This is a genomic window from Actinomadura chokoriensis (assembly GCF_041463665.1).
GTDB lineage: Bacteria > Actinomycetota > Actinomycetes > Streptosporangiales > Streptosporangiaceae > Spirillospora > Spirillospora chokoriensis_A.
This window is the reverse complement of record NZ_JAXCEJ010000006.1, coordinates 17811-34206: the sequence shown is the minus strand read 5'-3', so window position 1 is coordinate 34206 and position 16396 is coordinate 17811. Positions and strand designations below refer to the sequence as shown.

16 protein-coding genes are annotated in these 16396 nt (G+C 72.2%); 13 read left to right on the top strand and 3 right to left on the bottom strand.

What is annotated here, in order from left to right:
* The first annotated feature begins 77 nt into the window (after window positions 1-77).
* Window positions 78-1778, top strand: a complete 1701-nt coding sequence (locus tag SM418_RS12285; protein WP_371945651.1) for a sensor histidine kinase — start codon at window positions 78-80, stop codon at window positions 1776-1778.
* Window positions 1775-2434, top strand: coding sequence for a response regulator transcription factor (locus SM418_RS12280; protein ID WP_371945652.1), 660 nt, complete (start codon window positions 1775-1777; stop codon window positions 2432-2434). The genes SM418_RS12285 and SM418_RS12280 overlap by 4 nt, the downstream gene beginning before the upstream one ends.
* A 111-nt stretch (window positions 2435-2545) precedes the next feature.
* Here SM418_RS12280 and SM418_RS12275 read toward each other — a convergent pair whose 3' ends face one another.
* A complete protein-coding gene (locus tag SM418_RS12275; protein WP_371945653.1) occupies window positions 2546-3316 on the bottom strand; it encodes a phosphatase PAP2 family protein in 771 nt (256 codons plus the stop codon).
* A 111-nt stretch (window positions 3317-3427) separates the two neighbouring features.
* Entirely contained in the window at window positions 3428-4084 is a 657-nt protein-coding gene (locus SM418_RS12270) for a DedA family protein (RefSeq protein ID WP_371945654.1), read from the bottom strand.
* A gap of 165 nt (window positions 4085-4249) precedes the next feature.
* Here SM418_RS12270 and SM418_RS12265 point away from each other — a divergent pair, with 165 nt between their 5' ends.
* Window positions 4250-4888, top strand: coding sequence for an HAD family hydrolase (locus SM418_RS12265; RefSeq protein WP_371945655.1), 639 nt, complete (start codon window positions 4250-4252; stop codon window positions 4886-4888).
* A gap of 36 nt (window positions 4889-4924) precedes the next feature.
* Here SM418_RS12265 and SM418_RS12260 read toward each other — a convergent pair whose 3' ends face one another.
* Complete coding sequence (locus SM418_RS12260) at window positions 4925-5914, bottom strand: tyrosine-type recombinase/integrase (protein ID WP_371945656.1); 990 nt, start codon at window positions 5912-5914, stop codon at window positions 4925-4927.
* A 114-nt stretch (window positions 5915-6028) separates the two neighbouring features.
* Here SM418_RS12260 and SM418_RS12255 point away from each other — a divergent pair, with 114 nt between their 5' ends.
* From SM418_RS12255 to cydC, 10 genes are all read left to right on the top strand, one after another.
* On the top strand, window positions 6029-6487 hold the full coding sequence (locus SM418_RS12255; RefSeq protein WP_371945657.1) for a hypothetical protein: 459 nt from the start codon (window positions 6029-6031) through the stop codon (window positions 6485-6487).
* A gap of 36 nt (window positions 6488-6523) precedes the next feature.
* On the top strand, window positions 6524-7231 hold the full coding sequence (locus SM418_RS12250; RefSeq protein ID WP_371945658.1) for a DUF72 domain-containing protein: 708 nt from the start codon (window positions 6524-6526) through the stop codon (window positions 7229-7231).
* Between the two features lie 317 nt (window positions 7232-7548).
* Window positions 7549-8052, top strand: a complete 504-nt coding sequence (locus tag SM418_RS12245) for a hypothetical protein (protein ID WP_371945659.1) — start codon at window positions 7549-7551, stop codon at window positions 8050-8052.
* Between the two features lie 169 nt (window positions 8053-8221).
* The gene (locus tag SM418_RS12240) at window positions 8222-8731 is read left to right on the top strand and encodes a GNAT family N-acetyltransferase (RefSeq protein ID WP_371945660.1); all 510 of its coding nucleotides are present in this window, start codon (window positions 8222-8224) and stop codon (window positions 8729-8731) included.
* Window positions 8732-9080: 349 nt separating this feature from the next.
* Window positions 9081-9617 carry a TIGR03086 family metal-binding protein gene (locus tag SM418_RS12235; RefSeq protein ID WP_371945661.1) on the top strand — a complete coding sequence of 179 codons (537 nt, stop codon included), beginning with the start codon at window positions 9081-9083 and terminating at the stop codon, window positions 9615-9617.
* 109 nt (window positions 9618-9726) lie between these two features.
* Window positions 9727-10863 carry an MFS transporter gene (locus SM418_RS12230; RefSeq protein ID WP_371966071.1) on the top strand — a complete coding sequence of 379 codons (1137 nt, stop codon included), beginning with the start codon at window positions 9727-9729 and terminating at the stop codon, window positions 10861-10863.
* A 117-nt stretch (window positions 10864-10980) separates the two neighbouring features.
* Entirely contained in the window at window positions 10981-12237 is a 1257-nt protein-coding gene (locus SM418_RS12225) for a cytochrome ubiquinol oxidase subunit I (RefSeq protein WP_371945687.1), read from the top strand.
* 71 nt (window positions 12238-12308) lie between these two features.
* Entirely contained in the window at window positions 12309-13052 is a 744-nt protein-coding gene (locus SM418_RS12220; RefSeq protein WP_371945662.1) for a cytochrome d ubiquinol oxidase subunit II, read from the top strand.
* 9 nt (window positions 13053-13061) lie between these two features.
* Window positions 13062-14672: a thiol reductant ABC exporter subunit CydD gene (gene cydD / locus SM418_RS12215; protein ID WP_371945663.1), complete on the top strand. Its 1611-nt coding sequence runs from the start codon at window positions 13062-13064 to the stop codon at window positions 14670-14672.
* Window positions 14669-16366 (top strand): thiol reductant ABC exporter subunit CydC, encoded by a 1698-nt coding sequence (gene cydC / locus SM418_RS12210; RefSeq protein WP_371945664.1) that lies wholly within the window; start codon window positions 14669-14671, stop codon window positions 16364-16366. The genes cydD and cydC overlap by 4 nt, the downstream gene beginning before the upstream one ends.
* The last annotated feature ends 30 nt before the right edge of the window (window positions 16367-16396 follow it).

Genomic DNA, 16396 nt, shown 5'->3' with positions numbered 1-16396 from the left:
CCCCGCGATCTTCACGCCGACCGCACCCTGACTTTCGTCAGTGATATCCCTTTTCACCAGCCAGTACCGTGAAGCCCGTGAACGACTCCGCGGACCGCCGCCCCACCCGCGCGGCCCGGGTCAAAGACGTCCTGCTGTACGCGGTCCTGGCATCGCCCGTCGCCCTCGGCATGATCTCCCCGCTCCGGCCCGCCGAGACCTCCTGGTGGCTGCAGGGCGCCGGGCTCGCCGCCCTCGCCGCCGCAGTCGCGCTGTCCCGGACCCGGCCCACCACCGCACTCCTCACCGCGATCACACTGACCGCGATCCACGGCAACTTCGCGTTCGCCATGCCCGTCCTGGCCTACCTCACCGGCCTGCGGACGCTCCGCGCCCAACCCGTCCTCTGGGGCCTCACCGCCATACTCATCGGCGGCACCCTCCTGTCGGTGCTCCGCGGCCTGCCCCTCACCACCTGGTTCCCCTCCACCGTCTGGCTCGTCCTGCTCGGCGTCCTGCCCTGGCTCGTCGGCCGCTACTGGCGCCAGCACCAGGAACTCCTGCGCGCCGGCTGGGAACGCGCCGAACGCCTCGAACACAGCCAGCGCATCACCGCCGAACGCGAACGCCTCCGAGAACGCGCCCGCATCGCCCAGGACATGCACGACTCCCTCGGCCACGAACTCGCCCTCATCGCCGTCCGCGCCGGCGCCCTCCAGGTCGCCCCGGACCTCAGCGACCGGCACCGCGCCGCCGCCGCCGAACTGCGCACCGGCGCCGCCGACGCCACCGACCGCCTCCGAGAGATCATCGGCGTCCTCCGCGAGGACACCGGCACCCGCCCGCAAGACGAACACCTCCGGGACGACCACCTCGGGGACGACCACGCGGCCCCCGTGCGGCCCGCCCGCGAAAGCATCCCCGACCTCGTCGACCGCGCCCGCGCCTCCGGCATCCACGTCCACCTCACCGGCGCCGACACCCTGCCCGCACTGACACCGATGACCGCGCTCACCACCCACCGCGTCGTCCAGGAAGCCATCACCAACGCCGCCAAACACGCCCCGGGCGCCGCCGTCACCGTCACCCTCACCGGCGCCGACGACGGCACCGTCACCGCGACCGTCACCAACGACCCGCCACCCGGCCACCCGCCACCGCTTCCCGGCGGCGGACGCGGCCTCACCGGGCTCACCGAACGCGTCCGCCTCCTCGGCGGCACCCTCCACGCCGCACCCACCCCGGACGGCGGCTTCCACCTGACCGCCGACCTCCCCCCGGCCCCCGACCCCGCGAGCCCGACCGCAGGCCCGCTCGCCGTGCACGCCCTGCGCACCGCCCTCGGCCTCCCCGGCACCGCACTGGGGGAGTGGCCCTCCGAATCCGCCCGCCACCTCGCCCGCGAACGCCTCCAGGTCCGCCGCGGCCTCATCACCGCCATCGCCGTCCCCACCGCGCTCATGGCCGCCCTCGGCGCCGCCATGGCCGGCTACCACATCCACGCCACCCTCAACTCCGTCCTCCCGCCCGCCGACTACGCCGCCCTCCGCACCGGCACCCCACAGCACCAGGCCGAACAGACCCTCCCGCCGATGGAGGCCACCGGCGCCGGCGTCGTCCGCGCCGCCGTCCCCGAACCCGCCGACGCCGACTGCCGCTACTACCGCCCCGACGCCGACCTCCTCGGCATCTCCCGCATCTACCGCCTCTGCTTCACCGGCGGCCGCCTCACCGGCAAGAACAGCTACGACACCACACGGCTCAGCGCCGAACACCGCGACGACCAGGAGAACAAGTGATCCGGGCCCTCCTCGCCGACGACGAGACGATGATCCGCGCGGGCGTCCGCGCCATCCTCACCGCCGACCCCGGCATCGACGTCGTCGCCGAGGCCGCCGACGGGCACGAGGCCATCGACCTCACCCTCCGCCACCGCCCCCACGTCGCCCTCCTCGACATCCGCATGCCCCGCCTCGACGGCCTCACCGCCGCCGCCGAACTGCGCCGCACCGCACCCGGCACCAGCGTGATCATGCTCACCACCTTCGGCGAGGACGAATACATCGCCCGCGCCCTGTCCGACGGCGCCAGCGGCTTCCTCCTCAAATCCGGCGACCCCCGCGAACTCATCGCCGGCGTCCACGCCGTCGCCGCGGGCGCCGCCTACCTCTCCCCGAAAGTCGCCCACCGCGTCATCACCGAGATCGGCGGCGGCCGCCTCGCCCACGCCGCCCGCGCCCGCCGCCGCACCGCCGCCCTCACCCCCCGCGAACGCGACGTCCTCGCCCTCCTCGGCGCCGGCCTGCCCAACGCGGAGATCGCCGCCCGCCTCCACCTCGTCGAAGGCACCGTCAAGGCCTACGTCAGCGCCATCCTCACCCGCCTGGACGTCCGCAACCGCGTCCAGGCCGCCGTCATCGCCCACGAGGCCGGCCTCGTCGACCACACCCCCTGACCACCCCAGAACCAGCCGCCCACCCGCCCAAACACCCCTACACGACAACGGGCCGCCCCCGGCGGCACCCGAAAGCACCACCAGGGACGGCCCGACCAGACCGCCCCCCGGCTAGGGGACAGGGCCCTGACGACGCGTCACACCGCCCAGCACGTCCGGCATCGTCACCGACGCCTCATCCAGCGGAGCCGCACCCAACATCGACCCCATACCGGCATGCGGCTCCGCCATCACCGGCCCCCCGACCGGCCCACCCGCACCCGCCGAACCCGCCCCGGCCACCGCGCCCCGACCCAGCAGCACCGCGCCCACCGGCACGCCCCGCAAACCCCCCACCAGCGGCGCAGCCGCCCGCATCAGCACCAGCGCCACCAGCGGAGCCACCACGACCCCCACCAGGAACCCCGCCGCCACATCATGCGGATAATGCACGCCCACGAACACCCTCGAGAACGCCATCAGCGCCGCCAGCGGCAGCACCAGCGGCGCCATCGCCCGCCACGCCACCACGATCGCCGCCGCCGACGCCGCCGCGATCGTCGCGTGATTACTCGGGAACGACCAGTCGCCCTGCGGCGGACACGCCGCGATGTGCACCGCGCCCGTCACCGCCCGGCACGGCCGCTCCTCCTCGATGAAGGTCTTCGACACCTCACTCACCAGATACGCCGACACGACCGCGAACGGCGCAGCCAGCGCCAGCCCCATCGCCCGCGCGTCCAGACCCCGGGCCCGCCACCAGCCCGCCACGAACAACACGGCGAACAACAGCAGCCCCGCATCCGTCCCCACGTCCGCCACCTCATGCACCCAGGACGGCGTGCCCTGCGCGAAGTCGGTGACCTCCCGGTACAGATCGGCGCTGAAATCCGGCGCTTGCATACTCTCCCTCACACTCACAGGCGGCCCCTGCCCGCCACCTTGAGACACCGGACGGACCGCCGAAGTTCACCCTACGGCCACCATCACCAAAAGCCGGTCACTTTCCGGCGATCACCCGTCCGGCAACGCCCGCACCGAATCCCCGTCCCGCCGCGACGCCACCACCCCGCCCGCACGGCGACGCCGCCCCACGAAACGCGCACCCTCCACCACCGCCGTCACCGACAGCGCCAGACCAAGCCCCACCACCACCCCCTTCAGCGGATCGTCCTCGAACGCCACCCCGCCCACATAACCCAGCAACGCCCCGTACAGACCCCACGACACCGCCGCCACCGCCGCGAACACCGAGAACCACCGCAACCGGTAACCCACCGCCCCCATCGTCACCGTCACCGCAGTCCGCCCACCCGGCACATACCGCGCCACCACCAACATCAGCCCGCCCCGCTCGGCCATCGCCCGCCGCGCCCACCCGAACGCCGCATGCCGCCGCGTCCCCGCCCGCAACCCCCGCACCAGCCGCCCACCCGCCCGGCGCCCCACCAGATACGACACATGATCACCGGCGAACGCGCCCAACGCCGCCAGGACCACCACCGCCAACAGATCCGGCCGCCCCGACGCCGCATACACGCCCGCCGTGATCACCAGGCTCTCGCTCGGCACCACCGGGAAGAACCCGTCGATCGCCGCGACCGCGAACAACACCAGGTAGAACCACGGCGACGTCACCGCCGTGTCCACCACACCCAAGATCCCGTCCATGCACACGACGCTAGGAAAAGAGCACCACACCGCGGATCCGGCGAACGGCCACCACCATCCCCGACTTCCGACAGGGGCCACCCCCGCGTCCCACACCCCCGGCCACCCCGCCACGACGAAAACCATTCGCCCCTCGCCCCGGCCGTCCGGCACAATCCAGCCCCTGTGGGACACCTACACATCTTCGACATGGACGGCACCCTCCTCACCGGCACCACCGCCAACCTCGAAATCGCCCGCCACCTCGGCACCCTCCCCGAACTCCACGACCTCGAGGCGCGCTTCGCCGCCGGCACCCTCGACACACGCGGCTTCTCCACCGAGATCCACCGGCTCTGGCGCCACCTCACCCCCGACATCGTCGCCGCCGCCTACACCGCCGCCACCTGGCTCACCGGCATCGCCGACGTCTGCGCCGACATCCGCGCCCGCGGCGAACACTCCGCCGTCATCACCATGTCGCCCGACTTCTTCGCCCGCCACCTCCTCGCCCTCGGCTTCGACGACGTCATCGCCTCACGCTTCCCCCCGATGCCCTTCACCGGCACCCTCGCCCCCGACGGCATCCTCACCCCCGCCGACAAGGTCCGCATCGCCGAGCAACTCCGCGCCCGCCACCGGCTCACCCCCGACCAATGCACCGCCTACGGCGACTCCATGTCCGACGCGCCGCTGTTCCGGCACCTCACCAACACCGTCGCCGTCAACGCCGACCACCACCTCGCCGACATCGCCGCCCTCGACTACCGCGGCACCGACCTCACCGAGGCCTACACCCTCGCCCGCACCCTCCCCACCGATTGACCACCAGCCGGGGAGAGCGCCAGCAGGGGGAGACGCTCAACCGCCCCGTCGGCCCTCCACCGGCCCCAGCAGCGGATGCACCCGCATCGCCGCCTCCAACTCACCCGGCAGATCGTCCCGGTACCGGCCCAACGTCGACAGATCCGCATGCCCCAGCACCCGCCGCACCGCATCCATGTCCGTCGCCGCCGCCAACAGATGCGTCGCCGTCGTATGCCGCAGCCCATGCGGCGTCACACTCCGCCGCCGCACCGGCTCCACCCGCTCCAGCACCCGGTCGATCACCCCCTGCACATCACCCCGCGCCAGCCGCCGCCCCCGCCACGACAGCAGCAGCGCCTTCGGCTCCCGCCCCCGATCCAGCAGCCCCCGCCCCTCCGCCAGATACGCGTCCAGCACCTCCACCACCGGACGGGGGAGCGGCACATCCCGCGTCCGCCCGCCCTTGCCGAGGATCCGCCAGTACCGCGTCCCCCCGTTGACGAAGAAGTCCTCCGCGTTCGCCGCCGTCAACTCCGACACCCGCGGGCCCACCGCCGCCAGCAGCAACACGATCAGCCCGTCCCGCAACTCCGTCCGCTGATCCCGCCGCCGCGCCGCGACCGAAGGCTCCTCCGCCAGCTCACGCGCCGCCCCCAGCAACCCCTCCGCCTGCTCCACCGTCAGCGCCCGCCGCTCCGCCCGCAGCCCGCCCCGCTGCTTTGGACGCACCGTCACCGCCTCCATCGGGTTCAGCTGCACCCACCCCGCCACCACCGCATGCCGGAAGAACGCCGACACCGAACGCCGGAACCGCGCCTGCGACGCCGCACTCTGCGACGGCGCACCCCCCGCGTCCACCACCCGCACCCGCCGCCGCTCATCAGGCTTGCGCGCGAACCGAAGCAGCACCTCATCGACGTCCTCACCGGTCAGATCGTCCAGCACCCGCTCCGCACCCGCCAGCGCGGCGAACGTCACCACGTCCCGCGCGTACACCTCCGCCGACGCCGGCGCCAGCGCACCCGTCGACGTCTTCGCACGCACCAGCTCTCCATAACGATCCACGCACTCGGCCACCGTCAGACGCTGAACATCGGAAGGACGCACCCGCCGGACGCTACCGCCCGCCACCGACAGAACCCCCCGTAAGATCGGCAGATGACGGACCTCGCACTGTTCGACCAGGTCGGCGAGATCATCCGGGGGTCGACCCCGCCCACTCTCGGACTTCCGCACGTCCAGGTGCGCCACAACGGCGTCAAGGCCTGGTTCGGCGACCCCGCACCCCAGCGCGAGCACTACGAGGCCCAGATCATTGCCGCCGACCTGGCCCCCGGCGCCCGCTCCCACGCCGTCGAGATCGGCTTCCACGCCGAACACCGCGACGAGACCGCCAACGAAGCCGCCCTCACCAGCCTGCTCACCACCGAACCCCGCTGGCGCGCCGAACTCGGCGACGACGCCGTCCCCGGCCGCTTCCTCGGCCGCGGCACCTGGCGCCGCATCTCCGAGACCTGGCTCGACATCGAACTCGACGGCCCGGAGGTTCCTTTCGAGATCGGCGTCCGCCTCGTCGACTACATCCGCGCCCTCGAACCCCACCGGCGCGGGGTATGACCACGGCATGCACCGCCGGACGAGGGGGAGGAGCCGATGCTGATCGGCACGTCAGGGTGGCAGTACACCGACTGGCGCGACGTCCTCTACCCGTCCGGCCTCCCGCAGCGGCGCTGGCTGCAGCACTACGGCGACGTCTTCGCCACGGTGGAGAACAACAACGCCTTCTACCGCCTGCCCAACCGTGAAACGTTCGAGACATGGCGCGACAGCACCCCGCCCGGCTTCGTCATGGCGGTCAAGGCCAGCCGCTACCTGACCCACATGAAACGCCTCAACGATTCGGCGGAACCCGTCGCCCGCCTCATGAACGCCGCCGCCGGCCTCGGCGCCAAGCTCGGCCCCGTCCTGCTGCAGCTCCCGCCCACCCTGCGGGCCGAGCCCGACCGCCTCGCCGCCTGCCTGCGGCGATTCCCGCGGGACGTCCGCATCGCCGTCGAACCCCGCCACCCCTCATGGTGGACGGACGAGACCCGCCGAATCCTGGAACACCACGGCGCCGCCCTGTGCTGGACCGACCGCCTCGGCCGGCCCCAAACACCTCTCTGGCGCACCACCGGCTGGCTCTACCTAAGGTTTCACGAAGGACCTGCCGAACCGTGGCCGCACTACGACGACGAGTCCCTCCACGCCTGGGTGAACGAACTCACCGACGACGCCTACGTCTACTTCAACAACGATCCCGGCGGCGCCGCCGTCCGCAACGCCCTGCGCTTCGCCGAACTCACCGCCCCTACTGGTTAGGCACTGTCGCCCCACCAGAGATCACGTCAGTGCCGGAGAGTGTCGGCGACGAGCCATTGCGCTGCCTGGCGCCACGGAGAAGCGGACGCTCACCTTGACGGCGCCGGGGATACGGCTAGACAAGAGGCGTCCACCTTCCGCCTGGTCGGCGACCACGCGCCCCGCCGCGCGGAGCCCAGGGCGAAGTCGGCTACGCAGGTCATCGATCAGCTTGCGAACCTACTCGGCCACGGCGCGCTTCTCGGCCGCCGGACGTCCTGGCGATCAAGGCCGCGAACCGGTTGTCGGCCACCGGCGAGACGGTGCAGGATCGCTCCATGTCCGGCTGGAATCAGATCGTGACCACCGCGGTGACCGTCGTCGGAACCCTCGGCGGGGTGGGGCTCGGCGGCTGGATCAACGCGCGCAGCCAGCGGGAGCTCTGGAAGCGTCAGAGAGCGGATGGTGTCGAGGAGCGGCTTAGGGACACCTACACCGAGTTCGTGTTGATCGCGACAGAGAACCGAAGGATTCTACAGCAGTTGTTCTACTTCCAGCAGGTGAGCCGGGACCCAGAGATCCTCGCGACAGGGGAGGAGTACAACCGGAAAAACCGCGACCTGCACCGCGCCGCTGCACAGGTGTCAATGGTCGGAGGCGCCGATCTCGGCCAAGCCGCCGACCGAGTCATAGAAGGTTGCTCCGCCTTCGCCGGCGCCCTGCGCGAGGTTTCTCGAGCGCCCAACGGCTCCCTGGCGAGTACGACGCTTCCCGAACTGAACGCACTGAAAGGCTCGATCAACGAGTTCGTCGAACTGGCGAAGGCCCAGACCTCTCCTTGAGTCCTTACCGGGCGAAGGCACCCACCTGATTCGACGCTATGTCCTTGAGGTCTATGGGCCCAGCCTCATCGAGGCGCGAGAACGCAGGCAACCGTTTTCAGCATGTTTCGACACCAAACAGAATTCAGCTTCTGTCCGGTTTGCCTGCGATCCGGGCAGAATGGGGCGCATGAACGATCTCATCCCGCCGCCGCGCCTGGCCGCACCGACGGCGGAGGTGCGCGAGTCGTTCCTGGCCGGGGAGCGGGCCGACCACCTGGCGACCGGCGACCCGACGGACTGGCTGGACGAGGCGTACCGGGACTTCGGCGCGTTCGTCGCCCAGCGCCGCGGCGTTCAGTGGCGCTGGGGCGTCCCGTGCACAACGTTCTGGTACATCTCGGGCGAGCATTACCTGGGAACGCTGATCGTCCGGCATCGCCTGACGCCGGAACTCGCCGAGGTCGGCGGCCATGTCGGCTACCACGTCGTCATGCCCTGGCGGCGGCGCGGCCACGCCACGCGGATGCTCGCCGCCGGGCTGGCGGAATGTCGCGGGCTCGGCCTGGAACGCGTCCTGCTGACCTGCGCCGCCGACAACGAACCGTCCCGTCGCGTGATCTTGGCGAACGGCGGCGTCCACGACGGCCGCACCCGTGGCGAAGATCGCTACTGGATCACCGTCGGCCACGGCTCATAGCCACAGCGTCCGGCGCGCGTTGCCGTCGACGTCGACCTGCGGTGTACGAACAGCCGAAAGCGCGCGTTCTGTGCACCGATCGTCCCGCTTCCAGCAGGTCTGATCATTGGTCGATAATGTACATTATGTTAAGTAGAGCCTGGCGCGAGCCCACGGCCGCTGTGAGCAAGGTTGTCTCCGGCTGCGGCGCGTTCGCTGTCGTCCATGCCCGGGGCGGTCGAGTCGTCGGCCGGAGGACGCGGGTGTGCTTGATCGCTACAGTGGCGGGGTCCGCTCGATGGCGATCCGAGCCCCGGATGGTGGTTTCGGCGTGGTTCCCGGAAGTGTTCCTGGAGATTTCGTCCGGGCGTTGGACGGGTTCGAGGCCGTGCTCGCGGCGACGCCGGCGGGCCGGTGGCTTTCGCCGTCGCCGTGCGAGGGCTGGGCGGCGATCGATGTCGCGGGGCATGTGACCGCCGGGCTGCTGGTGGTCGAGATGCGGGCGGCCGGGCGGCCTCTCCCCCAGGACGATCCCGATTGGCGGGACGTCGCCGGTGCGGAACCCCTCGCGAGCTGGCGTGCCGTGCGGGCCCGGATGATGGCCGAGCTCGTCCGGCCGGGGGTGCTGGACCGGTGGGTGCCGCTTGCGTTCGGCGGGATGACGATGCGTGAGTGGCTGGAGCAGTATCCGCTGGAGTTGCTCGTGCACACGTGGGATCTGGCGCGGGCCACCGGGCAGGCGGTCACGTTGGACGCCGGCCTGGTGCGTTCCGCTCTGGAGACGGCGGAGCGGATGGCGCCGCGGGGACGTGCCGCCGGGAGCATCGGGCCGGAGGTGGCCGTGGCGCCGGACGCCGGTGACCAGGCGCGTCTGCTGGCGCTGTTCGGGCGTGACCCTGCCGCCTGAGTCCTCTCCCCCGGCCGATTCGGGGGTGCGTGCGCGGGTGCGTGGCGGTTAGGGTGCGGGTATGCGCCGACGACATTGATCTTCACCTGAGGCGGGGCTCGCGCGGAGGCTGTACGCCTACGCGTTCCTCGAGGATTTCGTTCTTCTGTACCCGGTCTATGCGGTGCTGTTCGCCGGCACCGGGTTGTCGCCTGCTGCGATCTCGTCGTTGTTCGTGATCTGGTCGGTCACGACGTTCGCGCTGGAGTTGCCGTCCGGTCTGTGGGCGGATGTCGTCTCGCGCCGGTTGCTGCTGGTCGCCTCTCCCCTGCTGGCGGGGGCGGGGTTCGGTTTGTGGGCCTTCTTTCCTTCGTATCCGGCGTTCGCCGCGGGTTTCGTGCTGTGGGGCGTGGGGTCGGCGCTGCGGTCGGGGACGATGCAGGCGCTGGTGTACGCGGAGCTGGAGCGTACCGGGGCGGCGGGGGCGTACGCGCGGCTGATCGGGCGTTCGGAGGCGGTGTCGCTGCTGGCCGTCGTGGCGGCGTCGGCGGTGGCGTCGCCGGTGCTTGCGGCCGGGGGTTACCGGGCGCTGGGGGTTGCGAGTGTGGCGGCGTGCGTGTCGTGTGCGGTGGCGGGGTGGTTCCTGCCGGAGTCGCGGGGTGCGGTGGAGGCGGAGGAGGAGCCGTCGCTGCGGTCGGTGCTGCGTGAGGGATGGGCGCAGGTGCGGCGGGAGCCGGCGGTGCGGTGGTCGCTGGTTCTGGTGATGGTGCTGGAGGGTGTGACGTCGCTGGACGAGTACGTGCCGTTGCTGGTGCGGTCGACGGGGGTTGCGGAGGCGTCGGTGCCGTTGCTGGTGATGGTGGTGACGGTCGGCGATGCGGTGGGCGGCTGGCTGGCGGGGCGGCGTACCGGGTGGCTGCCGCCGGTGCTGGTGGTGGGTGCGGTATGCCTGGCGGTGGGGTCGTGGAGCGGGCGGCCGGGTGGGCTGGTGCTGGTGGCGGTGGCGTTCGGGGTGTTCCGGTGGGCGATGGCGGCGGCGGACGCGCGGTTGCAGGACCGGATCGGTGACGGGGCGCGGGCGACGGTGACGTCGGTGGCGGGGTTCGGTTCGGAGACGGTGGCGGTGCTGGTGTTCGCGGGGTGGGCGCTCGGGTCGCGGTGGGCGGACGCGGGCGTGCTGATGGGGCTGGCGTCGGCGCCGTACGTGGTGGTGGCGGTCGTTCTCGGGTTGGGTGCGCGGCGGGGTGGTGTACATCGGGAGATGTAGGCGGGGTGCGGTGGCTGCGCGAAAGGCGCAGGGCGGTTGAACGCTCGCGCCTGATTCGCGGGTGGTGGGTGCGCGCCGAGGATCGTGGGGTCGTTTCCGACCGGTTTCTTGGAGCGTGTGCTGGTGAATGGTGATCCGTTGATGTTGGCCCGGGTGCAGTTCGCGTTGACGGCCGGTACGCATTTCCTGTTCGTGGCGTTGACGCTGGGGCTGGCGACGTTGGTGGCGTTGACGCAGACGCGGGCGGCGGTGTCGGGCAGTGCGGTGCATGCGCGGATGGTTCGGTTCTGGGGGCAGTTGTACGTCGTCAACTATGCGGTGGGGATCGTGACGGGGCTGGTGATGGAGTTCCAGTTCGGTTTGAACTGGTCGGGTCTGTCGCGGGTGTCGGGGAGTGTGTTCGGGGCGCCGCTGGCGCTGGAGACGATCGTCGCGTTCTTCGTGGAGTCGACGTTCCTGGGGTTGTGGATCTTCGGGTGGGATCGGCTGAACCGGTGGGTGCATCTGGCGTTGATCTGGGTGGTGACGCTGACGGCGTATCTGTCGGCGTATTTCGTGTTGGTGGCGAATGGGTGGCTGCAGCGTCCGGTGGGGTTCGAGATGGTGGACGGGGCGGCGCGGCTCACCGACGTCGGGGCGTTGCTGACGAATCCGACGGCGCTGCTGGCGTTCTTCCACGTGCTGTTCGGGGGGCTGCTGACGGCGGGTTTCTTCATGGCGGGGGTGAGTGGTTTCCACCTGTTGCGGCGGACGGCGGAGGTGGAGTTCTTCCGGCGGTCGATGCGGGTCGGGTTGCTGACGGTGATGGTGTCGGTGATTCCGGTGGTGGTGTTCGGCGGGATGCAGTTCCGCTATGCGCAGCCGACGAAGATCGGTGGGGACCGTGCGGCGGCCGTGGTGGCGGACTTCACGGCGCGGTTCGGGCCGGGCGACTACATGGCGCCGTCGCTGGCGGGGGTCGGTGAGGGCTTGATGGTGTCGATGTGGCTGCTGATGCTGGTAGTCGCGGGGGTGGCGCTGGTGAAGTTCCCGTTCGGGGGGTGGCTGGTGCGGGGTCGGGTCTTCCATGTGCTGATGGTCGCGGCGGTGCCGCTGCCTTATGTGGCGATGGTGTCGGGCTGGGTGTTCCGTGAGGTGGGGCGGCAGCCGTGGATGGTGTACGGGGTGTTGAAGACCGAGGACGCGTTGTCGCCGGGGGTCGGGGCGGGGGCGGTCACGGCGTCGTTCGTGGTGTTCTCGGTGCTGTTCGCGGTGCTGTTCGGGGTGAACGCGTGGTTGCTGGCGCGGTTCGCGCGGCGGGGGCCGGAGGGGGCGGGGCTGGGTGCCGCTCCCCCGGCGGAGCCGGCGGCGCCGGTGCTGAGCGCGACGTTCTGACGGGCGGTACGTGACGGGTGGTACGTGTCGCGCGGCGTTCTTTCGGCTGAGGTTCTGACAGGAGTCTGGTGATGGATTCTCTCGCGGTGGTGTTGCTGGCGGTGTTCGCCGGCGGGTATCTGGTGCTGGCCGGTGCGGATGTCGGGGTGGGGATGCTGCTGCCCTGGCTGGGGCGGGACGAGCGGGAGCGGCGGTTGGTGATCGCGTCGTTCGCGCCGTTCTTCCTGGGCAACGAGGTGTGGCTGGTGGCGGTGGCGGGGCTGGTCGCGGGGGCGTTCCCGGGTCTGGAGCACCGGTTGCTGGAGGAGTTGTATCCGCTGGTGGTGGTGTTGCTGGTCGGCTGGGTGGTGCGGGACATGGGGTTGTGGCTGCGGGGCCGGGTGGACGCGGCGGCGTGGCGGTCGGTATGGGACGGCGCGATCGTGGCGGGCAGTTGGGCGCTGGCGCTGGCGTGGGGTTCGGTGCTGGGTTCGCTGGTGGCCGGTGGCGGGTTGAACGCCGGGAGTGTGCTGGGCCTGCCGCTGGCGGTGCTGTTCGCGTGGCATGGGGCGGGGTTCGCGCGGTGGCGGCTGCCGGTGGGGCTGGCGGCGCGGGCGGGCCGGGTCCCGTCGCGGTACGGGTTGTCGGCGCTGGTGATGGCGGGTGCGCCGGTGGTCGCGGGTGCGGAGGTGCCGTGGTCTGAGGTGGTGGCCGAGGGTGCGGGGCTGGCGTTGACGGTGGTGGGGACGGTGGTGGTGCTGCCGTTCTTGGTGGCGTCGCAGGCGTTGGTGTGGTGGACGTTCCGGGGGCGGGTCTCGGCTCCCTCGTACTTGTAGGCGGTGGCGGTGAAGGCGATCGAGCGGCGTCTGCTGCGGCTTCTCCCCCGCTGGGTGTTGGTGCTGCTGGGTGTGCTGGCGGTGGGGCAGGGTGTCCTGTTGGTGGTGCAGGCGGAGTTGTTGGTGCGGGCGGTGGCGGGGTTGGACGCGGGTCCGCTGCCGTGGCTGGCGGGTGCGGTGGCTGGGCGGGCGGTGCTGGCGTGGACGGTGACGCAGGTGGCGGGCGGGGCGGCGGCGCGGGTGAAGCGGGGTCTGCGGGGTGCGCTGCTGGGCGGCCCGACCGGTGATGCGGGTTCGCGTGTGACGCTGCTGACGCGGGGTCTGGACGCGGTCGACCCGTTCTTCACCGGTTATGTGCCGCAGTTGCTGGCGGCGTGCGTCGTCCCGCCGCTGGTGCTGGGTCGGCTGGTGGCGGCGGATTGGGCGTCGGCGGTGGTGGTGGCGGTGACGTTGCCGCTGGTTCCGGTGTTCGGGGCGCTGGTGGGGATGCGGACGGCGGCGTTGACGGGCCGGCAGTGGGGGCTGCTGCACCGGCTGGGCGGGCATTTCCGGGACGTGCTGGCGGGGCTGGGGACGTTGCGGGCGTTCGGCCGGGCGGAGCACCAGTCGCTGGTGGTGCGGGAGTTGGCGGGTGAGCATCGGCGGGCGACGGTGCGGGCGTTGCGGGTGGCGTTCTTGTCGTCGCTGGTGCTGGAGCTCGTGTGCGCGTTGTCGGTGGCTCTGGTGGCGGTTCCGGTGGGGTTGCGTCTGCTGGAGGGGCGGATGGTGCTGGCGACGGGGTTGTTGGTGCTGGTGTTGACGCCGGAGGTGTATCTGCCGTTGCGGGCGCTGGGTCAACGTTTCCATGCGAGTGCGGAGGGGGTGGCGGCGGCGGAGGAGGCGTTCGGGGTGCTGGAGGTGTCCTCTCCCCCGGCGCGTGGCGGGTTCGTCCCGTCCGGGCGGGCGCCGGAGATCGTGTTGGAGGAGGTGACCGTCCGGTATCCGGGTTCTGCGGGGGCGGCGCTGGAGGGGGTGTCGCTGCGGGTCGGTCCGGGTGAGCGGGTGGCGGTGACGGGTCCGTCGGGTGCGGGGAAGTCGACGCTGCTGCTGGTGCTGGCGGGGCTGGTGGTTCCCGATTCGGGTCGGGTGCTGGTGGACGGGGTGGATCTGGCGGAGCTGGATCTGGTGGCGTGGCGGGCGCGGCTGGGGTGGGTGCCGCAGCGTCCGCACCTGTTCGCGGCGTCGGTGGCCGACAATATCCGTCTGGGTGTGCCCGGTGCTGATGATGAGCGGGTGGCGGAGGCGGCGCGGGCGGCGGGCGCGGACTTCGTCGGGGACCTTCCGCGCGGGTTCGCGACGGTGCTGGGTGAGGGCGGTGCGGGGGTGTCGGCGGGGCAGCGGCAGCGGCTGGCGATCGCGCGGGCGCTTCTTGCCGGGGGGCCGGTGATGCTGCTGGACGAGCCGACGGCGCGGCTGGATTCGCACAGTGAGCGGGTTCTGTTGGAGGCGGCGGAGCGGCTGCTTGCGGGCCGGACGGCGGTGTTGGTGGCGCATCGTCCGGCGCTGGTGCGGGTGGCGGATCGGGTGGTGCGGCTGGAGGGCGGCCGGGTCGCGGGCGGGGTGCGGGAGGAGGCGGCGTGAGGGGCGTGTGGGGTGCGGTGCGGCCGCATGTGGTGCGGCTGGTGGGCGCGGGTCTGGCGGGTGCGGCGGCGGAGCTGTGCGGGTTGGGGCTGGTCGCGGCGGCGGCGTGGCTGATCGCGCGGGCGTCGCAGCGGCCGGAGCTGGCGGCGTTGTCGTTGGCGATCGTGGCGGTGCGGGGGTTCGCGCTGGCGAAGGGGTCGTTGCGGTATGTGGAGCGGCTGGCGGGGCACGATGCGGCGTTGCGGGCGATGGCGGAGTTGCGTGGCCGGGTGTTCGACGCGCTTGCGGGGGCGCGTCCTTCGGGTGGGGGGCGGGGGCGTGATGGTGATGTGTTGACGCGGATGGTGTCGGATGTGGACGCCGTCCAGGATCTGTTGTTGCGGTGCGTGCTGCCGGTGGTGGCGGGGGTGGTGTGCGGGGCGGGGGGTGTGGTGGTGTGCGCGGGGGTGGACGTGTCGGCGGGGTCGGTGCTGGCCGGGGGTCTGCTGGTCGCGGGTGTGGTGCTGCCGGTGGTGGCTGCGGTTGCGGGCGGGCGGGCGGCGGCGCGGGTGGTGGGGCGTGAGGCGCTGGCGGTGCGGGCGCTGGACGTGCTGGAGGGGGCGGCGGATCTGGTGATGTTCGGTGCGTCGGCGCGGTTCGCGGCGCGGGCGGGGGACGCGGCGGAGCGGTTGGAGCGTGCGGAGCGGTCGGGTGCGCGGGTGTCGGCGCTTGTGGTGGCGGCGGGTTTCGTGGTGCAGGGCGGGACGGTCGTGGCGGTGGCGTGGGCGGGGTTGCGTGCGGGGGTGGACGAGGTGGGTGCGGCGGTGCTGGTGTTGACGGCGCTGGTGGCGGTGGAGTCGGTGCTGCCGCTGGCGGTGGCGGCGCAGCGGCTGCGGGAGGTGCTGCCGGCGGTGCGGCGGGTCGGTGCGGTGCTGGCCGCTCCCCCGGAGCTGGTGACGTCGCATCCAGCCGTGATGCCGCGGGGGCCGCTGGAGGTGGAGTTGCTGGGTGTGCGGGTGTCCTATGGCGAGGGGGTCGCGCTGGACGGGGTGGATCTGCGGGTCGAGCGGGGTCTGCGGGTGGCGGTGGTGGGGGCGAGCGGCGCGGGGAAGAGCACGCTGCTGGCGGCGGTGTCCGGGCAGGTGCCGGTGGTGTCGGGCGCGGTGGTGCTGGGCGGGCGCGCGCTGGCCCGGTATGCGCCCGGTGATGTGCGGGCGGCGGTGCGGGGGCTGGCGCAGGACGCGCACGTGTTCGGCGGGACGGTCCGTGCGAACCTGCTGCTGGCTCGTCCGGGTGCGAGTGAGGGGCGGTTGCGGGCGGCGGCGGTGCGGGCGCGGTTCGCTGAGGTGGTGGAGGAGCTGCCGGACGGGTGGGACACGGTGGTCGGCGCGGGTGGCCGGGGCCTGTCGGGCGGGCAGCGGCAGCGGTTGCTGCTGGCGCGGGCGCTGCTGGCCGATCCGCCGGTCCTGGTGCTGGACGAGCCCGCCGAGGCGCTGGATCCGGTGGCGGCGGACGCGCTGACCCGGGATCTGCTGGAGGCGCCGGGCGGGGGGACGTTGCTGCTGGTCACGCACCGGCTCGCGGCGTTGGCGTCCGCCGACGAGGTCGTGGTCATGGACCGGGGGCGGATCGTGCAGCGTGGCCGTCACGCGGAGTTGCTGGCGGTGCCGGGCGGCTACCGTGACCTGTGGGAAGCCGAGGTCCTCGCCGCCTGATGGCCGGCGGCGCCTCCGAGGGCCGCGCCG

Coding starts and splice junctions, on each gene's coding strand:
- SM418_RS12275 (WP_371945653.1), bottom strand. CDS start 3,316: ATGCAAGCGCCGGATTTCAGCGCCGATCTGTACCGGGAGGTCACCGAC.
- SM418_RS12270 (WP_371945654.1), bottom strand. CDS start 4,084: ATGGACGGGATCTTGGGTGTGGTGGACACGGCGGTGACGTCGCCGTGG.
- SM418_RS12255 (WP_371945657.1), top strand. CDS start 6,029: ATGACGGACCTCGCACTGTTCGACCAGGTCGGCGAGATCATCCGGGGG.
- SM418_RS12250 (WP_371945658.1), top strand. CDS start 6,524: ATGCTGATCGGCACGTCAGGGTGGCAGTACACCGACTGGCGCGACGTC.
- SM418_RS12245 (WP_371945659.1), top strand. CDS start 7,549: ATGTCCGGCTGGAATCAGATCGTGACCACCGCGGTGACCGTCGTCGGA.
- SM418_RS12240 (WP_371945660.1), top strand. CDS start 8,222: ATGAACGATCTCATCCCGCCGCCGCGCCTGGCCGCACCGACGGCGGAG.
- SM418_RS12220 (WP_371945662.1), top strand. CDS start 12,309: ATGGATTCTCTCGCGGTGGTGTTGCTGGCGGTGTTCGCCGGCGGGTAT.